14 protein-coding genes are annotated in these 15870 nt (G+C 72.1%); 8 read left to right on the top strand and 6 right to left on the bottom strand.

Annotated features, from left to right (window positions below):
- Positions 1-149 precede the first annotated feature (149 nt).
- A complete protein-coding gene (locus tag B0I33_RS01960; RefSeq protein WP_106176735.1) occupies positions 150-1814 on the top strand; it encodes a fumarate hydratase in 1665 nt (554 codons plus the stop codon).
- A gap of 20 nt (positions 1815-1834) precedes the next feature.
- On the opposite strand, the gene B0I33_RS01955 is transcribed toward B0I33_RS01960, so the two are convergent.
- Positions 1835-2278, bottom strand: coding sequence for an SRPBCC family protein (locus tag B0I33_RS01955; RefSeq protein WP_106176734.1), 444 nt, complete (start codon positions 2276-2278; stop codon positions 1835-1837).
- 46 nt (positions 2279-2324) lie between these two features.
- Complete coding sequence (locus B0I33_RS01950; protein WP_106176733.1) at positions 2325-2897, bottom strand: hypothetical protein; 573 nt, start codon at positions 2895-2897, stop codon at positions 2325-2327.
- Between the two features lie 132 nt (positions 2898-3029).
- On the opposite strand from B0I33_RS01950, the gene B0I33_RS01945 reads away from it, so the two are divergent.
- Genes B0I33_RS01945 through B0I33_RS01935 form a run of 3 tightly spaced genes read left to right on the top strand, consistent with a single transcriptional unit; the run spans position 3030 to position 5661 of the window.
- A complete protein-coding gene (locus tag B0I33_RS01945; protein ID WP_106177006.1) occupies positions 3030-4289 on the top strand; it encodes an APC family permease in 1260 nt (419 codons plus the stop codon).
- Positions 4290-4306: 17 nt separating this feature from the next.
- On the top strand, positions 4307-4828 hold the full coding sequence (locus B0I33_RS01940; protein ID WP_106176732.1) for a winged helix-turn-helix domain-containing protein: 522 nt from the start codon (positions 4307-4309) through the stop codon (positions 4826-4828).
- Positions 4825-5661, top strand: coding sequence for a M23 family metallopeptidase (locus B0I33_RS01935; protein WP_106176731.1), 837 nt, complete (start codon positions 4825-4827; stop codon positions 5659-5661). The genes B0I33_RS01940 and B0I33_RS01935 overlap by 4 nt, the downstream gene beginning before the upstream one ends.
- Here the strand turns inward: B0I33_RS01935 and B0I33_RS01930 are convergent.
- Positions 5654-6763, bottom strand: coding sequence for an NAD(P)H-dependent flavin oxidoreductase (locus tag B0I33_RS01930; protein ID WP_106176730.1), 1110 nt, complete (start codon positions 6761-6763; stop codon positions 5654-5656). The two genes, B0I33_RS01935 and B0I33_RS01930, sit on opposite strands and share 8 nt — an antisense overlap.
- 15 nt (positions 6764-6778) lie before the next feature.
- On the bottom strand, positions 6779-8419 hold the full coding sequence (locus B0I33_RS01925) for an acyl-CoA synthetase (protein ID WP_106176729.1): 1641 nt from the start codon (positions 8417-8419) through the stop codon (positions 6779-6781).
- Between the two features lie 64 nt (positions 8420-8483).
- On the opposite strand from B0I33_RS01925, the gene B0I33_RS01920 reads away from it, so the two are divergent.
- Positions 8484-9278: a crotonase/enoyl-CoA hydratase family protein gene (locus tag B0I33_RS01920; protein WP_106177005.1), complete on the top strand. Its 795-nt coding sequence runs from the start codon at positions 8484-8486 to the stop codon at positions 9276-9278.
- A gap of 81 nt (positions 9279-9359) precedes the next feature.
- Here the strand turns inward: B0I33_RS01920 and B0I33_RS01915 are convergent, their stop codons facing one another.
- Complete coding sequence (locus B0I33_RS01915; RefSeq protein WP_106176728.1) at positions 9360-10931, bottom strand: acyl-CoA synthetase; 1572 nt, start codon at positions 10929-10931, stop codon at positions 9360-9362.
- Positions 10932-11040: 109 nt separating this feature from the next.
- Here B0I33_RS01915 and B0I33_RS01910 point away from each other — a divergent pair, with 109 nt between their 5' ends.
- The 3 genes from B0I33_RS01910 to B0I33_RS01900 are packed head-to-tail and all read left to right on the top strand — an operon-like array spanning position 11041 to position 14285.
- Positions 11041-12051: a Zn-ribbon domain-containing OB-fold protein gene (locus B0I33_RS01910; RefSeq protein WP_106176727.1), complete on the top strand. Its 1011-nt coding sequence runs from the start codon at positions 11041-11043 to the stop codon at positions 12049-12051.
- A gap of 14 nt (positions 12052-12065) precedes the next feature.
- A complete protein-coding gene (locus B0I33_RS01905) occupies positions 12066-13118 on the top strand; it encodes a thiolase domain-containing protein (protein ID WP_106176726.1) in 1053 nt (350 codons plus the stop codon).
- Positions 13119-13124: 6 nt separating this feature from the next.
- Positions 13125-14285 (top strand): thiolase domain-containing protein, encoded by a 1161-nt coding sequence (locus tag B0I33_RS01900; protein WP_106176725.1) that lies wholly within the window; start codon positions 13125-13127, stop codon positions 14283-14285.
- Positions 14286-14382: 97 nt separating this feature from the next.
- Here the strand turns inward: B0I33_RS01900 and B0I33_RS01895 are convergent, their stop codons facing one another.
- Positions 14383-15612, bottom strand: coding sequence for a cytochrome P450 (locus B0I33_RS01895; protein WP_106176724.1), 1230 nt, complete (start codon positions 15610-15612; stop codon positions 14383-14385).
- Positions 15613-15870: the final 258 nt, after the last annotated feature.

The following is a 15870-nucleotide window of genomic DNA, read 5'->3' as shown; positions in this document are numbered from 1 at the left end:
GCGGACACGTGTGCACAGGTCGCGGACACGCGTGCAGGGATCGCGGACACGGCGTGACGCAGATCGCGCCGCGCGCCGGTCGCGCTCCCCGGCCGAGCACGGCGTTGTACGTTCGAGGCCCCCGAACAGCGTGCAAGGGAGCCCGCGCCGTGACGCCTTCCACCACAGAGTTCCAGCACACCGACGTCCTGCCGCTGCGCGCGGACACCCACACCGAGTACCGGCTGGTCACGCCGGACGGCGTGCGGGTGGTCGAGGCGGGCGGCCGCCGCTTCCTCGAGATCGAGCCCGCGGCGCTGACGACGCTCGCGCGCACCGCCGTCACCGACATCCAGCACCTGCTGCGCTCCTCCCACCTGGCGCAGCTGCGCGCGATCGTCGACGACCCCGAGGCCAGCGGCAACGACCGGTTCGTCGCGATGGACCTGCTCCGCAACGCCGCCATCTCGGCGGGCGGCGTGCTGCCCATGTGCCAGGACACCGGCACCGCCATCGTCATCGGCAAGCGCGGCGAGGGCGTGCTCACCGGGGGCGCCGACGAGGAGGCCCTCTCCCTCGGCATCTTCCAGGCCTACCAGGAGCTCAACCTGCGCTACTCGCAGATGGCGCCGCTGACGTTCTGGGAGGAACGCAACACCGGCACCAACCTGCCCGCGCAGATCGAGCTGTACCACAAGGACGGGCAGGGCGAACCGAGCTACGAGTTCCTGTTCCTGGCCAAGGGCGGCGGCAGCGCCAACAAGACGTTCCTCTACCAGGAGACCAAGGCGGTGCTGAACCCGAAGCGGCTCGCCCGCTTCCTGGACGAGAAGCTCCGCGCGCTCGGCACCGCCGCCTGCCCGCCGTACCACCTGGCGATCGTCGTGGGCGGCATGTCGGCCGAGTACAACCTCAAGGTCGCCAAGCTCGCGTCCGCCCGCTACCTGGACGACCTGCCCACCGAGGGCTCCCCGCTCGGCCACGGGTTCCGCGACCCGGATCTCGAGCGGCAGGTGCTGGAGATGACCCGGCAGTTCGGCATCGGCGCGCAGTTCGGCGGCAAGTACTTCTGCCACGACGTGCGCGTGATCCGCCTGCCCCGGCACGGCGCGTCCTGCCCCGTCGGCGTCGCGGTGTCCTGCTCCGCCGACCGGCAGGCCAAGGCCAAGATCACCGCGGAAGGCGTGTTCCTCGAGCAGCTGGAGCGCGATCCCGCCCGGTTCCTGCCCGACGTCACCGACGACGAGCTGTCCGACGAGGTCGTCGAGGTCGACCTCAACCGCCCGATGGCCGAGATCCGCGCCCAGCTGTCGCGGCTGCCGGTGAAGACCCGGCTGAGCCTGACCGGCCCGCTCGTGGTGGCGCGCGACATCGCGCACGCCAAGATCGCCGAGCGGCTGGACGCGGGCGAGGAGATGCCGCAGTACCTCAGGGACCACCCCGTGTACTACGCGGGACCGGCCAAGACCCCCGACGGCTACCCTTCGGGCTCGTTCGGCCCGACCACCGCGGGCCGCATGGACTCCTACGTGGAGCAGTTCCAGGCCGCGGGCGGCTCGCTGGTGATGCTCGCCAAGGGCAACCGCTCGAAGAAGGTCACCGCGTCGTGCCGGGAGCACGGCGGGTTCTACCTCGGTTCGATCGGCGGCCCCGCGGCCCGGCTCGCCCAGGACTGCATCAAGAAGGTCGAGGTCCTGGAGTACCCCGAGCTGGGCATGGAGGCCGTCTGGCGGATCGAGGTCGAGGGCTTCCCCGCCTTCGTCGTCATCGACGACAAGGGCAACGACTTCTTCGCCGAGACCGCGGAGCCGGTGCTGCAGATCTCGTTCCGCTGAGCACGCGAGTCCCCGGGCGGTCAGGCGCGTTCGCTCACGAGCTTTTCCAGGCGCTCCAGCGACTTCTCCATGTTCGCCCGGTTCCGCCTCGGGAACGGGCTGAGCGAGAGGAGCAGCGGGAAGCGGGCGGTCGACCAGTCGAACGTCTCGGTCACCTCGGTGCGGTCCTCCCCCACCGGCTCCAGCCGCCAGCGCCAGCGGTGCCCGTTGAAGTGCCGCCACGCGATCAGCCTGCCCGGCTCGAACTCGACGACGGTGTTGAGGATCTTGTAGGACGCGCCCATCTTCATGTCCATCCCGAACCTCGACCCCAGCTCCAGCCGCTCGGGCCCGCCGGCCTGCGCGGCGCGGACCGTGCCGGAGCCGTCGAGCAGCGGATGCTTGGCCGGGTCGGTGAGCAGGTCGAAGATCCGCTCGGGTGGTGCGGGAACGATGCGGCTGACCGAAACCTGACGTCCTGACATGCGCCCACCCTAGGGCGGCCCGCGCTCGCGCACCCGGGAACGTGAGCTACGCCCCGCGGCGCTCGTGCCGCAGCACCAGTTCCCGGTCGCCGAGCGGCCGGTCGAGGGTCACCGACAGCAGCGGGTAGCGCATGTCCATCGTGCACATCTTCGGCTCGGCGGGCCGCGTCTCCACCAGGGTGAGCACGACGCGGCGGGCGCTCTGCTCGGTGAGCTCGACGCTCGCCCGGCCGCAGCCGCCCTCCTCCGCCACCACGGACAGCCTCCGGCCGCCGTCGGACACGCTGACCTGGCGGGGGTACTCCTCGGGCAGGGCGCGGTCGTCGAGCTGGTCCGGCGGCACCCCCGGCTCCGGCGACGGTCCCGGCTCTGGCGGCGGCCCCGGCTCCGGCTGCGCCCCGCCGTCGGCGGGCCTGCGCCCGCCCGGCTGGTCGCCGATCGGCGGCGCGGGCTGGGCGGCGGACCCGCCGGAGCGCTCGGTGCCGGACTCGGGCAGCACGGGCTCGCGGGTCAGCGCCGGTGCCGCCCCGCCGTCCTGCTCCGCGACGGGCGCCTGCCCGCACGCGGTGGTGGCGAGCAGCACGAGACCGGCTCCGGCGACAAGTCGTTTCCACCTCATGTTCGCTCAGACGGAACCGGCGGGGCGATAGGTTGCACGCATGAGCCCGATCCGGCCCGCGAGCCCCTCGCCCGCGCGCGCGAGTGCCGCGCTCCCGCGCCCGGCGTGCCCGTTCCCGACCGGCCCGCGCCGATGACGGACCGGCTCGCCCGCAGGCTCGGCACCGGCGACGCGGTGGTGCTCGGCCTCGGCTCGATGATCGGGGCGGGAGTGTTCGCCGCGTTCGCGCCCGCGGCCCGCGCGGCCGGGGCCGGGCTCCTCGCCGGGCTGGCCGTCGCCGCGCTGGTGGCGTACTGCAACGCGACGTCCTCGGCGCGGCTGGCCGCCCGCCACCCCTCCTCCGGCGGCACGTACGTCTACGGCAAGGAACGGCTCGGCGAGTTCTGGGGTTACCTCGCCGGGTGGGGGTTCGTGGTGGGCAAGACCGCGAGCTGCGCCGCGATGGCGCTGACCGTGGTGGCCTACACCGCGCCGGGCCTGGACCGGCCGTGGCGCGGGCTGCTCGCGGTCGCCGTGGTGGCGGCGCTGACCGCGCTGAACTACCGGGGGGTGCGGCGCTCCGCGCTCGCGACCAAGGTCATCGTGACGGTGAGCCTGCTCGTGCTCGGCTCCGCCGTGCTGGCGGTGGCCGTCGCGGGGGACCCCGATCCGGCCCGGCTGACCCCGTTCCCTGGCTCCGGCCCCGGCGGCGTGCTGGAAGCGGCCGGGCTGCTGTTCTTCGCGTTCGCCGGGTACGCGCGCCTCGCGACGCTGGGTGAGGAGGTCCGGGACCCGGCGCGCACGATCCCGAGGGCGATCCCGCTGGCGCTCGGGCTCGTCCTGGTGGTGTACGTGCTGGTGGCGCTGGCCGTCCTGGCGCAGCTGGGGCCCGGCGGGGTGGGCGCGGCGGCGGACCCGCTGGCCCGCGCCGTGGCGGACACCGGCTGGTCCGGGCTGGCTCCGGTGGTCCGCGCGGGTGCGGCGCTCGCCGCGCTCGGCGCGCTGCTGGCGCTGGTGCTCGGCGTGTCGCGGACGACGCTGGCGATGGCGCGCGACGGGCACCTGCCGAGGGCCCTCGCCGCGGTGCACCCCCGCTTCGGCGTGCCGCACCGCGCCGAGGTGGCCGTGGGCGCGGTGGTGGCCGTCATCGTGGCGTTCGCCGACGTGCGGGGGGCGATCGGCTTCTCGTCGTTCGCGGTGCTGGCGTACTACGCGATCGCGAACGCCAGCGCGCTCACCCTGCGCCGCGGCGAGGGCGCGGCGCCGAAGGTGGTGGGCGTGACCGGGCTGGCCGGCTGCGTCGTGCTGGCGTTCAGCCTGCCGCTGCCGTCGGTGCTCGCCGGGGTCGCGGTGCTCGCGGTGGGCGCCGCGGTCTTCGCCGCACGCCGGGCCGGTTTGTTCGGAACTACGTAGTTATGTATTTTTGAGGCATGACCGAGACGGCCGATCCGGTCCGGCTCGCCGGGGAACTGCGGGACCTCCGGCGCCGGGTCGAGGCACTGGAACGACAGGCCGCCCCGTCCTCCGGCGGCGAGGGCACGCTGTGGGCGCTGGAGGCGCTCCGGCGCAGGCTGCCCGAGCGCGAGGCCACCGCCGCCGGGGCGGTGCTGTTCACGGGCTCGCTCACGCTGCCCACCGGCGAGCCGGTGGAGTGGCAGCAGGGAGCGGCCAGCGCCGAGCTGCTCGACTCGGACTGGGCCGACCTCTCCCCCACGCTGGCGGCGCTGGCCCACCCGGTGCGTCTCGAGCTGCTGCGGCAGGTGCTGGGCGGCACCCGCACCACCGCGGAGCTCGCCGAGACGGGCGCGCCGGGCAGCACCGGCCAGCTGCATCACCACCTGCGGCAGCTGGTCAACGCGGGGTGGCTGCGCCAGGGCGGCCGGGGCAGCTACGAGATGCCCCCGGCACGCGTGGTGCCGCTGCTGGTGACGCTCGCGGCGGTGCGCCGATGAAGCGCATCGCCGGAGAGCTGCAGCGGCAGTCCACCCGGATCGTGCTCGCCGGGGTGGCGCTGGTGATCGTGACCCGCGTCGCGGCCGTCCGCTGGCCGGACGTTCTCCTCCTCGACGTCGCCACCCCCGCCGGGATCGTCCTGGTGCTGCTCGGCCTGGCCGCCCAGTTCGCGCCCGGACTCGACGCGCCGGGTCCGCCGCGGACCGTGCATCCGCCGGTGACCGGCCGCTGGCGCGCGCTGAACAGCCCGGCCTCGAAGGTGCCCAGCCACGGCGTGCGCGCCTACGGCCAGGCCTACGCCGTCGACCTGGTGTACGAACCGGACGACCGGGAGCGGCCGGCGTTCGGCGCCGGGCCGGGGATGCGGCCGCCGGAGGACTACCCCGCGTTCGGGCAGCCGGTGCTGTCGATGGTCTCCGGCACGGTCGTGCGCGTGCGCGACGGCGCCCGCGATCACCGCAGCCGCACCGCCTGGTGGTCCCTGCTGTACCTGCTGTTCGAGGGCATGGTGCGGGAGATCGGCGGCGCGGGCCGGGTGGTGGGCAACCACGTGGTCGTCGCTGCCGAGGACGGCACGTTCGCGCTCGTCGCCCACCTGCGGCGGGGTTCCGCCGAGGTGCGCGAGGGTGACACCGTCCACGCCGGACAGCGAATCGGGCAGTGCGGCAACTCGGGCAACAGCAGCGAGCCGCACGTGCACGCGCAGCTGATGGACCGCGCCTCACCCGCGGCGGCCAGGGGGCTGCCGCTGCGGTTCACGGGCATCCGCATCGGGGACGGGCCGGTCACCGACGGGATGCCCGCGAACAACGAGCACCTGTCCGTCAGCTGACGACGCCGCGCAGCCGTTCCACCGTGGCGGCGACGTCGCGCACCATCTCGTCGACCACCTCGGCGACCGGCCGGACCGCGTTCAGCCTGCCGACGATCTGGCCCACCGGCATCGACACCACCGACGGGTCGCCCGCCGCGTGGATGCGGTGGTGGGCGTGCGAGACGAGCAGGTTCTGCAGCGGCATCGGCAGCGGCTCGGGAGCGTCCGGGGCCGCCCAGGCCTCCGTCCAGCGGGTCTTGAGCAGGCGCGCCGGCTTGCCGGTGTAGATGCGCGTGCGCACGGTGTCCGCCGACGTGGCGTCGAGCAGCGCGCGGTGCATCGCCGCCGACTCCGGCATCGTCTGCAGGTACTCCTCGGTGGTGAGCCACACCGACCCGGTCCACACCCCGGCGGCGCCGAGCGCGAGCGCCGCCGCGGCCTGCCTGCCCGAGCCGATGCCGCCCGCGGCGAGCACCGGGACCCGGTCACCGACGGCGTCGACGACCTCCGGCAGCAGCACCATCGACGCGATCTCGCCGGTGTGCCCGCCCGCCTCGTAGCCCTGCGCCACGACGATGTCCACGCCGTTGTCGACGTGCCGCCGCGCGTGCTCGGCCTTCCCGGCCAGCGCCGCGACCGGCACGCCGCGCTCGTGGGCCTGCCCGATCACGTCGGTGGGCGGCGAGCCGAGCGCGTTGGCGATGAGCTTGATCGGGTGTTTGAGGGCGACCTCGACGTGCGCGCGGGCGACCGAGTGCAGCCAGCCGAGCACGCCCGCGCGCTCGTCGGTGTCGTCGGGCAGCTCCGGCACCCCGAGCTGGGCGAGGGTGCGCTCGACGAACGCGCGGTGCTCGTCCGGAATCATGCCCGACAGGTCGACCGAGCTGCCTTCGGTGGGGATCTTCGACGGCATCACGACGTCGACCCCGTACGGCCTGCCGTCGGTGTTCTCGTCCATCCAGCCGAGCACCCGGTCCAGCTCGTCGGCCTCGTTGAACCGGACGCAGCCCAGCACGCCGAGCCCGCCCGCCCTGCTGATGGCGGCGGCGACGTGTTCCGACGGCGTGAAGCCGACGATCGGGACGTCGATGCCGAGCGTGTCGCACAGCGAGGTGCGCATGGATCTCCTCCAGGGTCAGGACTGCGCGGCCGGCTGCGAGCGGTCCACCGCGGGCTCGTGCTCGGTGACGTACCGCTGCGCCCACGAGTAGTCGGGCTTGCCGGTCGGCGTGCGGCCGATCTCGGCGGTCAGCCAGACCGTGCGCGGCACCTTGTACCCCGCGATCAGCCCACGCACGTGCGCCTCGATGTCCGCGAAGTCGGCCTGCTTGCCGGGACGGATCTGGACGACGGCGCCGACGCGCTGCCCGAGCCGCTCGTCGGGCACACCGACCACCAGGGCGTCGAACACGTCCGGATGCGACTTGAGCGCACCCTCAACCTCCTCGGGGAAGACCTTCTCCCCGCCGGTGTTGACGCACTGCGAGCCGCGGCCGAGCAGGGTGACGGTGCCGTCCTCCTCGTACCGGGCGTAGTCACCGGGCACGACGTACCGCGCGCCGTCGACCTCGACGAAGATCGTCTCGCTCTTCGCCGGGTCCTTGTAGTAGCCGAGCGGCACGTGGCCGCCCCGCGCGATGCGCCCGGTCGCGCCGGGCACCGGGTCGATGCGCCGGTTGTCCTCGTCGAGCAGGATGGCGTCGCGGCCGAAGTTCACCCGCGGCCCCGCCGAGTGGTCGGCGTCCTTGGTGACCATGCCGATCCCGGTGAACCCGCTCTCCGACGAGCCGATGGCGTCGGTGATGACCACCTGGGGCAACAGCTCCAGGAACTCCTGCTTCACGCTCTGCGAGAAGAGCGCGGCGTGGCTGGAGACCGCGACCAGCGACGAGGCGTCGTAGGAACCGGAGCGGTAGGCCTCCACCAGTGGCCGGGCCATGGCGTCACCGACGATCGTGAGCACCTGGACCTTGTTGTCCTGCACGGCCTGCCAGATCGCGTGCGGGTCGAACTGCGGCACGAACACCACGGTGCTGCCGCCGAACAGCGCGCCGAACGCGGCCCACTGGGCGGCGCCGTGGATGAGCGGGGCGGCGGGCAGGCGCACCAGGCCACCCGACTCCTTGCCCTCGTTGGCCAGCTGCCACTCGTCGGCGACGTACTCGCCGGTGACGAAGTTGATGCCGCCGCCGAGGACACGCCACACGTCCTCGTGCCGCCAGAGCACGCCCTTCGGGTAGCCGGTGGTGCCGCCGGTGTAGAGGATGTAGACGTCGTCCGCGCTGCGCTCGCCGAAGTCCCGCTCCGGCGAGCTCGCGGCGAGGGCGGCCTCGTAGTCGACCCCGCCGTAGCGCTCGTAGTCGGCGTCCGGTGCGCTGCCGTCGTCGATGACGACAACGTGTTTCAGTTGCGGATGGTCCGGCAGCACCCCGGCCACCGTGTCCGCGTAGCGCCGTTCGTGCACGAGCGCCACCAGGTCGGCGTTGCCGAACAGGTAGTCCAGTTCGGCGTGCACGTACCGGTAGTTGACGTTGATCGCGACGGCGCGCAGCTTGTACGCCGCGATCATCGTCTCCATCGCCTCGATGGAGTTCCGGGAGTACACCCCGATGTGCGAGCCCTTGCCCACCCCGTGCGCGGCGAGGTGGTGCGCCAGCCGGTTGGCGCGCTGTTCCAGTTCGGCGAAGGTGACCCGGCGCGCGCCGCAGACGATCGCAGTGCGGTCGGGCACGGCGTCGACGGCGTGCTCGAGAAGATCCGCGATGTTGAGTGCCACCCGCCTAAACTAGAACATGTTATCGTTCTGGGCAATGGTGGAACCGACACCGGAAGGCGACTCGATGGCAGCCGACGCACCGCACGCCCTGGTGGACCAACGAGGACACACCCTCGTGGTCACGATGAACCGGCCCGAGGCGCGCAACGCCCTCACCGGCGACATGCTCGCGATCATGACGGAGGCCTGGGACCGCGTGGACTCCGATCCGGAGATCCGCAGCTGCGTGCTGACCGGGGCGGGCGGCGCGTTCTGCGCGGGCGCCGACCTGAAGTCGATGAGCCGGAACAGCCCGTCCACCGCGTTCGAGAAGGGCACGTTCGACCCGAGCCGGATCGACGGGCTGCTCAAGGGACGCAGGCTCACCAAGCCGCTGATCGCCGCGGTCGAGGGGCCCGCGATCGCCGGCGGCACGGAGATCCTGCAGGGCACCGACATCCGGGTCGCGGGCGAGAGCGCCCGGTTCGGGGTCTCGGAGGCGCGGTGGGGGCTGTTCCCCCTTGGCGGGTCCGCGGTGCGGCTGCCCCGCCAGATCCCGTACACGGTGGCGGCCGAGATCCTGCTGACCGGCAAGCACATCACCGCGGCCGAGGCGAAGGAGATCGGCCTCATCGGGCACGTCGTGCCGGACGGCACCGCGCTCGACCGCGCGCTGGAGATCGCCGAGCGGATCGCGGCGAACGGGCCGCTCGCCGTGCAGGCGATCCTGCGGACGATGCGCGACACCGAGGGCATGCACGAGGAGGAGGCGTTCAAACTGGACGCCCAGTACGGCGTCACGGTGTTCGCCAGCGAGGACGCGAAGGAGGGCCCGCGCGCCTTCGCCGAGAAGCGCACCCCGGACTTCCACGGCCGCTGAGCCACCCGCCCCCTGCCACGTGCAGTGAATGGCACATTCCCTGCGTTGAACGCAGGCGATGTGCCATTCACTGCACGTGGCTCAGATGGCGCGCTCGCGGCCCCGCCAGTACGGGTCGCGGAGCTTGCGCTTGTACAGCTTGCCGTTGGGGTCGCGGGGCAGCGCGTCGACGTAGTCGATGCTGCGGGGCAGCTTGAACCTGGCCAGCCTGCCGCGGGCGAACTCCAGCAGCTCCTCGGTCAGCTCCGGTGACGGCGTGACCCCCTCGGCCGGCTCCACCACGGCCTTGATCTCCTCGCCCCAGTCGTCGTGCGGCACACCGAACACGGCGACGTCGGCGACCTTGGGGTGCATGACCAGCTCGCCCTCGATCTCGGCCGGGTAGATGTTCACCCCGCCGGAGATGATCATGTCGTTCTTGCGGTCGTGCAGGTAGAGGTAGCCGTCCTCGTCGAGGTGGCCGACGTCGCCGAGGGTGAACAGGTTCCCGACCCTGGCCTGCTCGGTCTTCTCCCGGTCGCGGTGGTACTCGAACGTCGAGTCCCCCATGCGCATGTAGACGGTGCCGACCTCGCCGGGCGGGAGCTCGTTGCCGTCGTCGTCGAGCACCTTGATCGTGGACCCCGGCCACGCCCGGCCGACCGAGCCCGGCTTGCGCAGCCACTCCTCGCCGCTGATGACGGTCCCCCCGCCCTCGGTGGCCGCGTAGTACTCGGTGACGACCGGCCCCCACCAGTCGAGCATGCGCCGCTTCACCTCGTGCGGGCACGGGGCGGCCCCGTGGATCATGTTCCGCAGCGACGACACCTCGTAGCGCGCCCGGACCTCCTCGGGCAGGGCCAGCAGCCTGCGGAACTGCGTGGGCACCATGTGGCTGTGCGTCACGCGGTGCCGTTCGATGAGGCGCAGCATCTCCTCGGGGTCCCACCGGTCCATCAGCACGACGCGGTGCCCGAGCTGCAGCGAGATCGCCACGAAGTTGAGCACCGCCGTGTGGTACAGCGGCGAGCCGCACAGGTGCACGTGGCCGTCGAACGGCTTCAGCCCGAAGATGCCGAAGAACCAGGTGGACGCGGCGGGCACCGCGTCCGGGTCGGCCCCGGTGAGCGGCCGCCGCACGCCCTTGGGCCTGCCGGTGGTACCCGACGTGTAGAGCATCGGGGAGCCCGCGGTGCGGCGGTCCGGCCTGCCACGTCCCTCACCCGCGCCGAGCTCGGCGATCCGCCGGAACCCGGGCACGTCCCCGACGGCGAACCGCGCGCTCTCCGGCACCCCGGCCTCGCCGGCCGCGGCGACCGCCGTGTCGGCGAACCGCTCGTGCGCGAGGAACGCCTTCGCGCCGGAGTCGGAGATGATGTAGGCGACCTCGGGGCCGACCAGGTGCCAGTTCACCATCACGACGTAGAGCCCGGACTGGATGGCGGCGAAGTAGGCCGCCAGCAGCTCGGCGCCGTTGGGCTGCAGCACGACGACGACATCGCCGGTCTCCAGCCCGAGCGCCTGCAGCCCGCGCGCGTAGGCGTTGGCCTTGGCGGTCAGCTCGCCGTAGGTGATCGCGGTGCCGTCCGGGTCGATCACCGCGACGAGGTCGCTCCGCTCGGCGGCGATGTTCCACACACCGATCGTGTCCGTGGATGCTGCAGCATGGGCCATGACCAGAATCTAGAACGCGTTTCAGTATCGGGCAAGAGTGCCCGGGCGAGCGACTCGCCCATCCTTGCCGACCGAGCGAGAACGTGTTTCACTTTCGATCGTGAGTCCTGTGAGTGCAGCCGGAACCGAGGCTCCCGAGACACCCGAGGCACCCCTGTCGGCACCGCTCGAGGTGGGCTTCGACTACACCCGTTCGGTCGGCCCCGTGCTCGGCGAGTTCGTCAACGCCCTGCGGGAGCGCCGGATCCTCGGTGTGCGCGGGTCGGACGGCCGCGTGCACGTGCCGCCGGTGGAGTACGACCCCGGCACGGCCCGCGCGCTGACCGAGTTCGTCGCCGTCGCCGACGAGGGCACCGTCCTGTCGTGGTCGTGGAACGCCGAGCCGCTCGACGGCCAGCCGGTGACCCGCCCGTTCGCGTGGGCGCTCATCCGCCTGGACGGCGCCGACACCGCACTGCTGCACGCCGTCGACGCCGGATCCCCCTCGGCCATGCGCACCGGCATGCGGGTGCGCGCCCGCTGGGCCGACGAGCCGGTCGGGCACATCCGCGACCTCGTCTCCTTCGTCCCCGCCGACGCATCGCCCGAACCCGAGCCCGCTCCCCCGTCACCGCCGGTCGCGGAACGCGGCGAGGGCGAGCCGGTGAGCACGGTCATCACCCCGATCACCCTGCGCATCCAGCACTCCGCGTCCCCCGAGGAGAGCCGCTACCTGCGCGCGCTCGCTGAGGGCAGGCTGCTCGGCCAGCGCTGCCCGGTGTGCGGCAAGGTCTACATCCCGCCGCGCGGCGCCTGCCCGGTGGACGGCGTGCCCACCGAGGAGGAGGTCGACCTGCCGGACACCGGCATCGTGACCACCTTCTGCATCGTCAACGTGCCGTTCCTCGGCCAGCGGATCAAGCCGCCCTACGTCGCCGCGTACGTCCTGCTCGACGGCGCGGACATCGCGTTCCTGCACCTCGTGCTCGGCTGCGCCGCCGAGGAGGTCCGCATGGGCCTGCGCGTGCGCGCGGTGTGGCGGCCGCGCGAGGAGTGGTCCACCACGCTGGAGAACATCACGCACTTCGAACCGACCGGCGAGCCGGACGCTCCCTACGAGTCGTTCGCCCACCACCTGTGAGAACGGCGGGAACCATGAAAGACGTGGCAGTGGTCGGGTTCGCGCAGGCACCCAACGTGCGCCGCACCCACGGCACCACCAACGGGGTCGAGATGCTCGTCCCCGTCTTCCGCGAGGTCTTCGACCGCACCGGACTGTCCAAGCAGGACATCGGGTTCTGGTGCTCCGGGTCCTCGGACTACCTGGCGGGACGGGCGTTCTCGTTCGTCGCCGCCGTGGACGCGATCGGCGCGTTCCCGCCGATCCACGAGTCGCACGTCGAGATGGACGCCGCCTGGGCGCTCTACGAGGCGTGGCTGAAAATCCGCACGGGTGAGGTGGACACCGCACTCGTGTACGGGTTCGGCAAGTCCTCCGCGGGCACGCTGCGCCGCGTGCTCGCGTTGCAGCTCGACCCCTACGTCACCGCGCCGTTGTGGCCGGACTCGATCGGCATCGCCGGGCTCCAGGCCCGGCTGGGCCTGGAAGCCGGGCTGTGGAGCGAGAAGGACATGGCGGAGGTCGCCGCGCGCAGCCGTGCCGACGCGGCGGGCAACCCGTACGCGCAGGTGCGCGAGCCGGTCGAGGTGGCCGAGCTGCTCGACGCGCCGGTCGTCGCCGACCCGCTGCGCGCGCACGACATCGCTCCGGTCACCGACGGGGCCGCGGTGGTGGTGCTGGCGTCCGCCGAACGGGCCCGCGACCTGGTGGAGCGGCCCGCCGTCATCACCGGGATCGAGCACCGCGTCGACTCGCCCGCGCTGGGCTCCCGCGACCTCACCCGCTCCCCCTCCACGGAGGCCGCCGCCAGGGCGGCGGGAGCAGGCGAGGTGACCGTGGCCGAGCTGCACGCGCCGTTCACCCACCAGGAGCTCATCCTGCGCGAGGCACTGGGGCTCGGCGCCGGCGTGCGGATCAACCCCTCGGGCGGGCCGCTGACGGGCAACCCGATGTTCTCCGCCGGGCTCGCGCGCATCGGGGAGGCCGCCACGCGGATCCTGGACGGCACCGCCGAGCGCGTGCTGGCCCACGCGACCAGCGGGCCCGCGCTGCAGCAGAACCTGGTGGCCGTACTGGAGAGGGACTAGAACGAGATGGCCAAACAGCTCACCGCCGTGCTCGGCACCGGGCAGACCCACCACCGCGCCAAGCGCACCGACGTGTCGATGCCCGGGCTGATCCGGGAGGCGGTCGACCGGGCGCTGGAGGACGCGCAGGTCGACTGGCCGGACATCGACGCCGTCGTGCTCGGCAAGGCGCCCGACATGTTCGAGGGCGTGATGATGCCCGAGCTGTTCCTCGCGGACGCGCTCGGCGCGACGGGCAAGCCGCTGCTGCGCGTGCACACGGCGGGCTCGGTCGGCGGCTCGACGGCCCTGGTGGCCGCGACCCTCATCCAGGCGGGGGTGCACCGGCGCGTGCTGACCGTCGCGTACGAGAAGCAGTCCGAGTCCAACGCGATGTGGGCGCTGTCGATCCTGCCGCCGTTCCAGATGCCGGTGGGCGCGGGCGCGGGCGGGTACTTCGCCCCGCACGTCCGCTCCTACATCCGTCGGTCCGGGGCGCCGACGCACGTCGGGGCGATCGTGGCGGCGAAGGACCGGCGCAACGGCGCGCTCAACCCGTACGCGCACCTGCGGCAGCCCGACATCACGGTGGAGTCGGTGCAGGCGTCGCAGATGCTGTGGGACCCGATCCGCTACGACGAGACGTGCCCCTCCTCCGACGGCGCCTGCGCGATGGTGCTGGGCGACGAGGCCGCGGGCGACGCGGTGCCCGGCGGGGCGGCGTGGCTGCACGCCACCGCGATGCGCACCGAGCCCACCACGTTCGCCGGGCGGGACCAGGTGAACCCCCAGGCGGGCCGGGACGCCGCGGCGGCGCTGTGGCGGGACGCCGGCATCACGGACCCGATGTCCGAAGTGGACGTCGCCGAGATCTACGTGCCGTTCTCCTGGTTCGAGCCGATGTGGTTGGAGAACCTCGGCTTCGCGCCCGAGGGCGAGGGCTGGAAGGTGACCGAGTCCGGCGAGACCGCGCTCGGCGGCAGGCTGCCCGTGAACCCGTCGGGCGGCGTGCTGTCGTCCAACCCGATCGGCGCCTCGGGCATGCTGCGCTTCTCCGAGGCCGCCAAGCAGGTGATGGGCCGCGCCGGGGACTACCAGGTGGACGGCGCGCGCACGGCACTCGGCCACGCCTACGGCGGCGGCTCGCAGTTCTTCGCGATGTGGCTGGTGGGAGCTGACAAGCCCTGACGAACCAGACAGCGCCGTGGTCGTGAGTGGGAAACGTGGTTAGAACAACGTTTCCCACTCACGACCACGCTGCGTCTGCCTACCCTGTCCGCACCGGCTACTCGTAGGCGACCTGGTAGTGCTTGATGCCGTTGAGCCAGCCCGAGCGCAGTCGCTCCGGCTCACTCACCTGCCGGATGTTCGGCATCTCGTCGGCGATCGCGTTGAAGATGAGGTCGATCTCGAGCCGGGCGAGGTTGGCGCCGATGCAGTAGTGCGAACCGGTGCCGCCGAAGCCGACGTGCGGGTTGGGGTCACGCAGGATGTCGAACTTCTCCGGCTCGTCGAACACCTCGGGGTCGAAGTTGGCCGAGCTGTAGAACATCGCCACCCGGTCGCCCTGGCGGATGTGCTGTCCGCCGAGCTCGGTGTCGGCCTTCGCGGTGCGCTGGAAGGCCACCACCGGCGTCGCCCAGCGCACGATCTCGTCCGGCGCGGTCTTCGGCCGCTGCTCCTTGAACAGCTCCCACTGGCCGGGGTGGTCGAGGAAGGCCTTCATGCCGTGCGTGATGGCGTTGCGGGTGGTCTCGTTGCCCGCCACGGCGAGCAGGATCACGAAGAACCCGAACTCGTCGGACGTCAGCGACTCACCGTCCACATCGGCATGGATCAGCTTGGTGACGATGTCGTCCATGGGACACTGACGGCGCTGCTCGGCCATGTTCCAGGCGTAGCCGACGAGCTCGGCCGACGCGGCGATCGGCTCGACGTCGTACTCCGGGTCGTCGTAGCCGATCATCTGGTTGGACCAGTCGAAGATCTTGCCGCGGTCCTCCTGCGGGATGCCGATCAGCTCGGCGATCGCCTGCAGCGGCAGCTCGCACGCGACGTCGGTGACGAAGTCGCCGGAGCCCTTCTTCTTGGCCTCGCGCACGATGGCCTGCGCGCGGTCGCGCAGCGTCTCCTCCAGCCTGCCGATCGCCCTCGGGGTGAAGCCCTTGGAGACGATCCGGCGAAGCTTGGTGTGCTGCGGGGCGTCCATGTTCAGCAGGACGAGGCGGTTGGCGTCGAGGCCCTCGTCGGTCATCGTCTCGTCGAAGCGGATGATCGCCGTCTTCTCCCGCGAGGAGTACACGCCCTCGCTGTCCTTCGAGACGGTCTTGACGTCCTCGAGCCGGGTGACCACCCAGAAGCCCTCGTCGCGGAACCCGGCTCGGTTGAACGGCTGCGGGTTCCACCACACCGGCGCGGTCCGCCGGAGCAGCGCGAACTCCTCCAGCGGCAGCCGGGTGGCGTACAGGTCGGGATCGGAGAAGTCGAAGCCGGTGGGCAGCAGCGAGGAGCTCATGTGAAGGTACCTCCCGTACCTACTGGAACGCCGGCACAGCGTCGTGAAACACGTTCTAGATCTCGATTGAAGCATACGGCGTTCACTCACGGAAGAGCTGAAGTGAACTGTGTTTACTTCCTGTCCCGTGATCATGAAACCGCTGGTAGAGCAAGTGACAGCGAAGGGTCACCGAATGGCGGTTGACCTGCCCGGGCATTGCCCATTTCGAGAACGTGTTCTACTTTATGGTCACCGACCCGTTCGGACGTCAAGGAG

This window comes from Prauserella shujinwangii, from assembly GCF_003001955.1.
GTDB classification, from domain to species: domain Bacteria; phylum Actinomycetota; class Actinomycetes; order Mycobacteriales; family Pseudonocardiaceae; genus Qaidamihabitans; species Qaidamihabitans shujinwangii.
This window is presented reverse-complemented; position numbering and strand designations above follow the sequence as displayed.

Coding starts and splice junctions, on each gene's coding strand:
- B0I33_RS01940 (WP_106176732.1), top strand. CDS start 4,307: ATGACCGAGACGGCCGATCCGGTCCGGCTCGCCGGGGAACTGCGGGAC.
- B0I33_RS01895 (WP_106176724.1), bottom strand. CDS start 15,612: ATGAGCTCCTCGCTGCTGCCCACCGGCTTCGACTTCTCCGATCCCGAC.
- B0I33_RS01905 (WP_106176726.1), top strand. CDS start 12,066: ATGAAAGACGTGGCAGTGGTCGGGTTCGCGCAGGCACCCAACGTGCGC.
- B0I33_RS01935 (WP_106176731.1), top strand. CDS start 4,825: ATGAAGCGCATCGCCGGAGAGCTGCAGCGGCAGTCCACCCGGATCGTG.
- B0I33_RS01945 (WP_106177006.1), top strand. CDS start 3,030: ATGACGGACCGGCTCGCCCGCAGGCTCGGCACCGGCGACGCGGTGGTG.
- B0I33_RS01915 (WP_106176728.1), bottom strand. CDS start 10,931: ATGGCCCATGCTGCAGCATCCACGGACACGATCGGTGTGTGGAACATC.
- B0I33_RS01930 (WP_106176730.1), bottom strand. CDS start 6,763: ATGCGCACCTCGCTGTGCGACACGCTCGGCATCGACGTCCCGATCGTC.
- B0I33_RS01955 (WP_106176734.1), bottom strand. CDS start 2,278: ATGTCAGGACGTCAGGTTTCGGTCAGCCGCATCGTTCCCGCACCACCC.
- B0I33_RS01950 (WP_106176733.1), bottom strand. CDS start 2,897: ATGAGGTGGAAACGACTTGTCGCCGGAGCCGGTCTCGTGCTGCTCGCC.
- B0I33_RS01900 (WP_106176725.1), top strand. CDS start 13,125: ATGGCCAAACAGCTCACCGCCGTGCTCGGCACCGGGCAGACCCACCAC.
- B0I33_RS01920 (WP_106177005.1), top strand. CDS start 8,484: ATGGCAGCCGACGCACCGCACGCCCTGGTGGACCAACGAGGACACACC.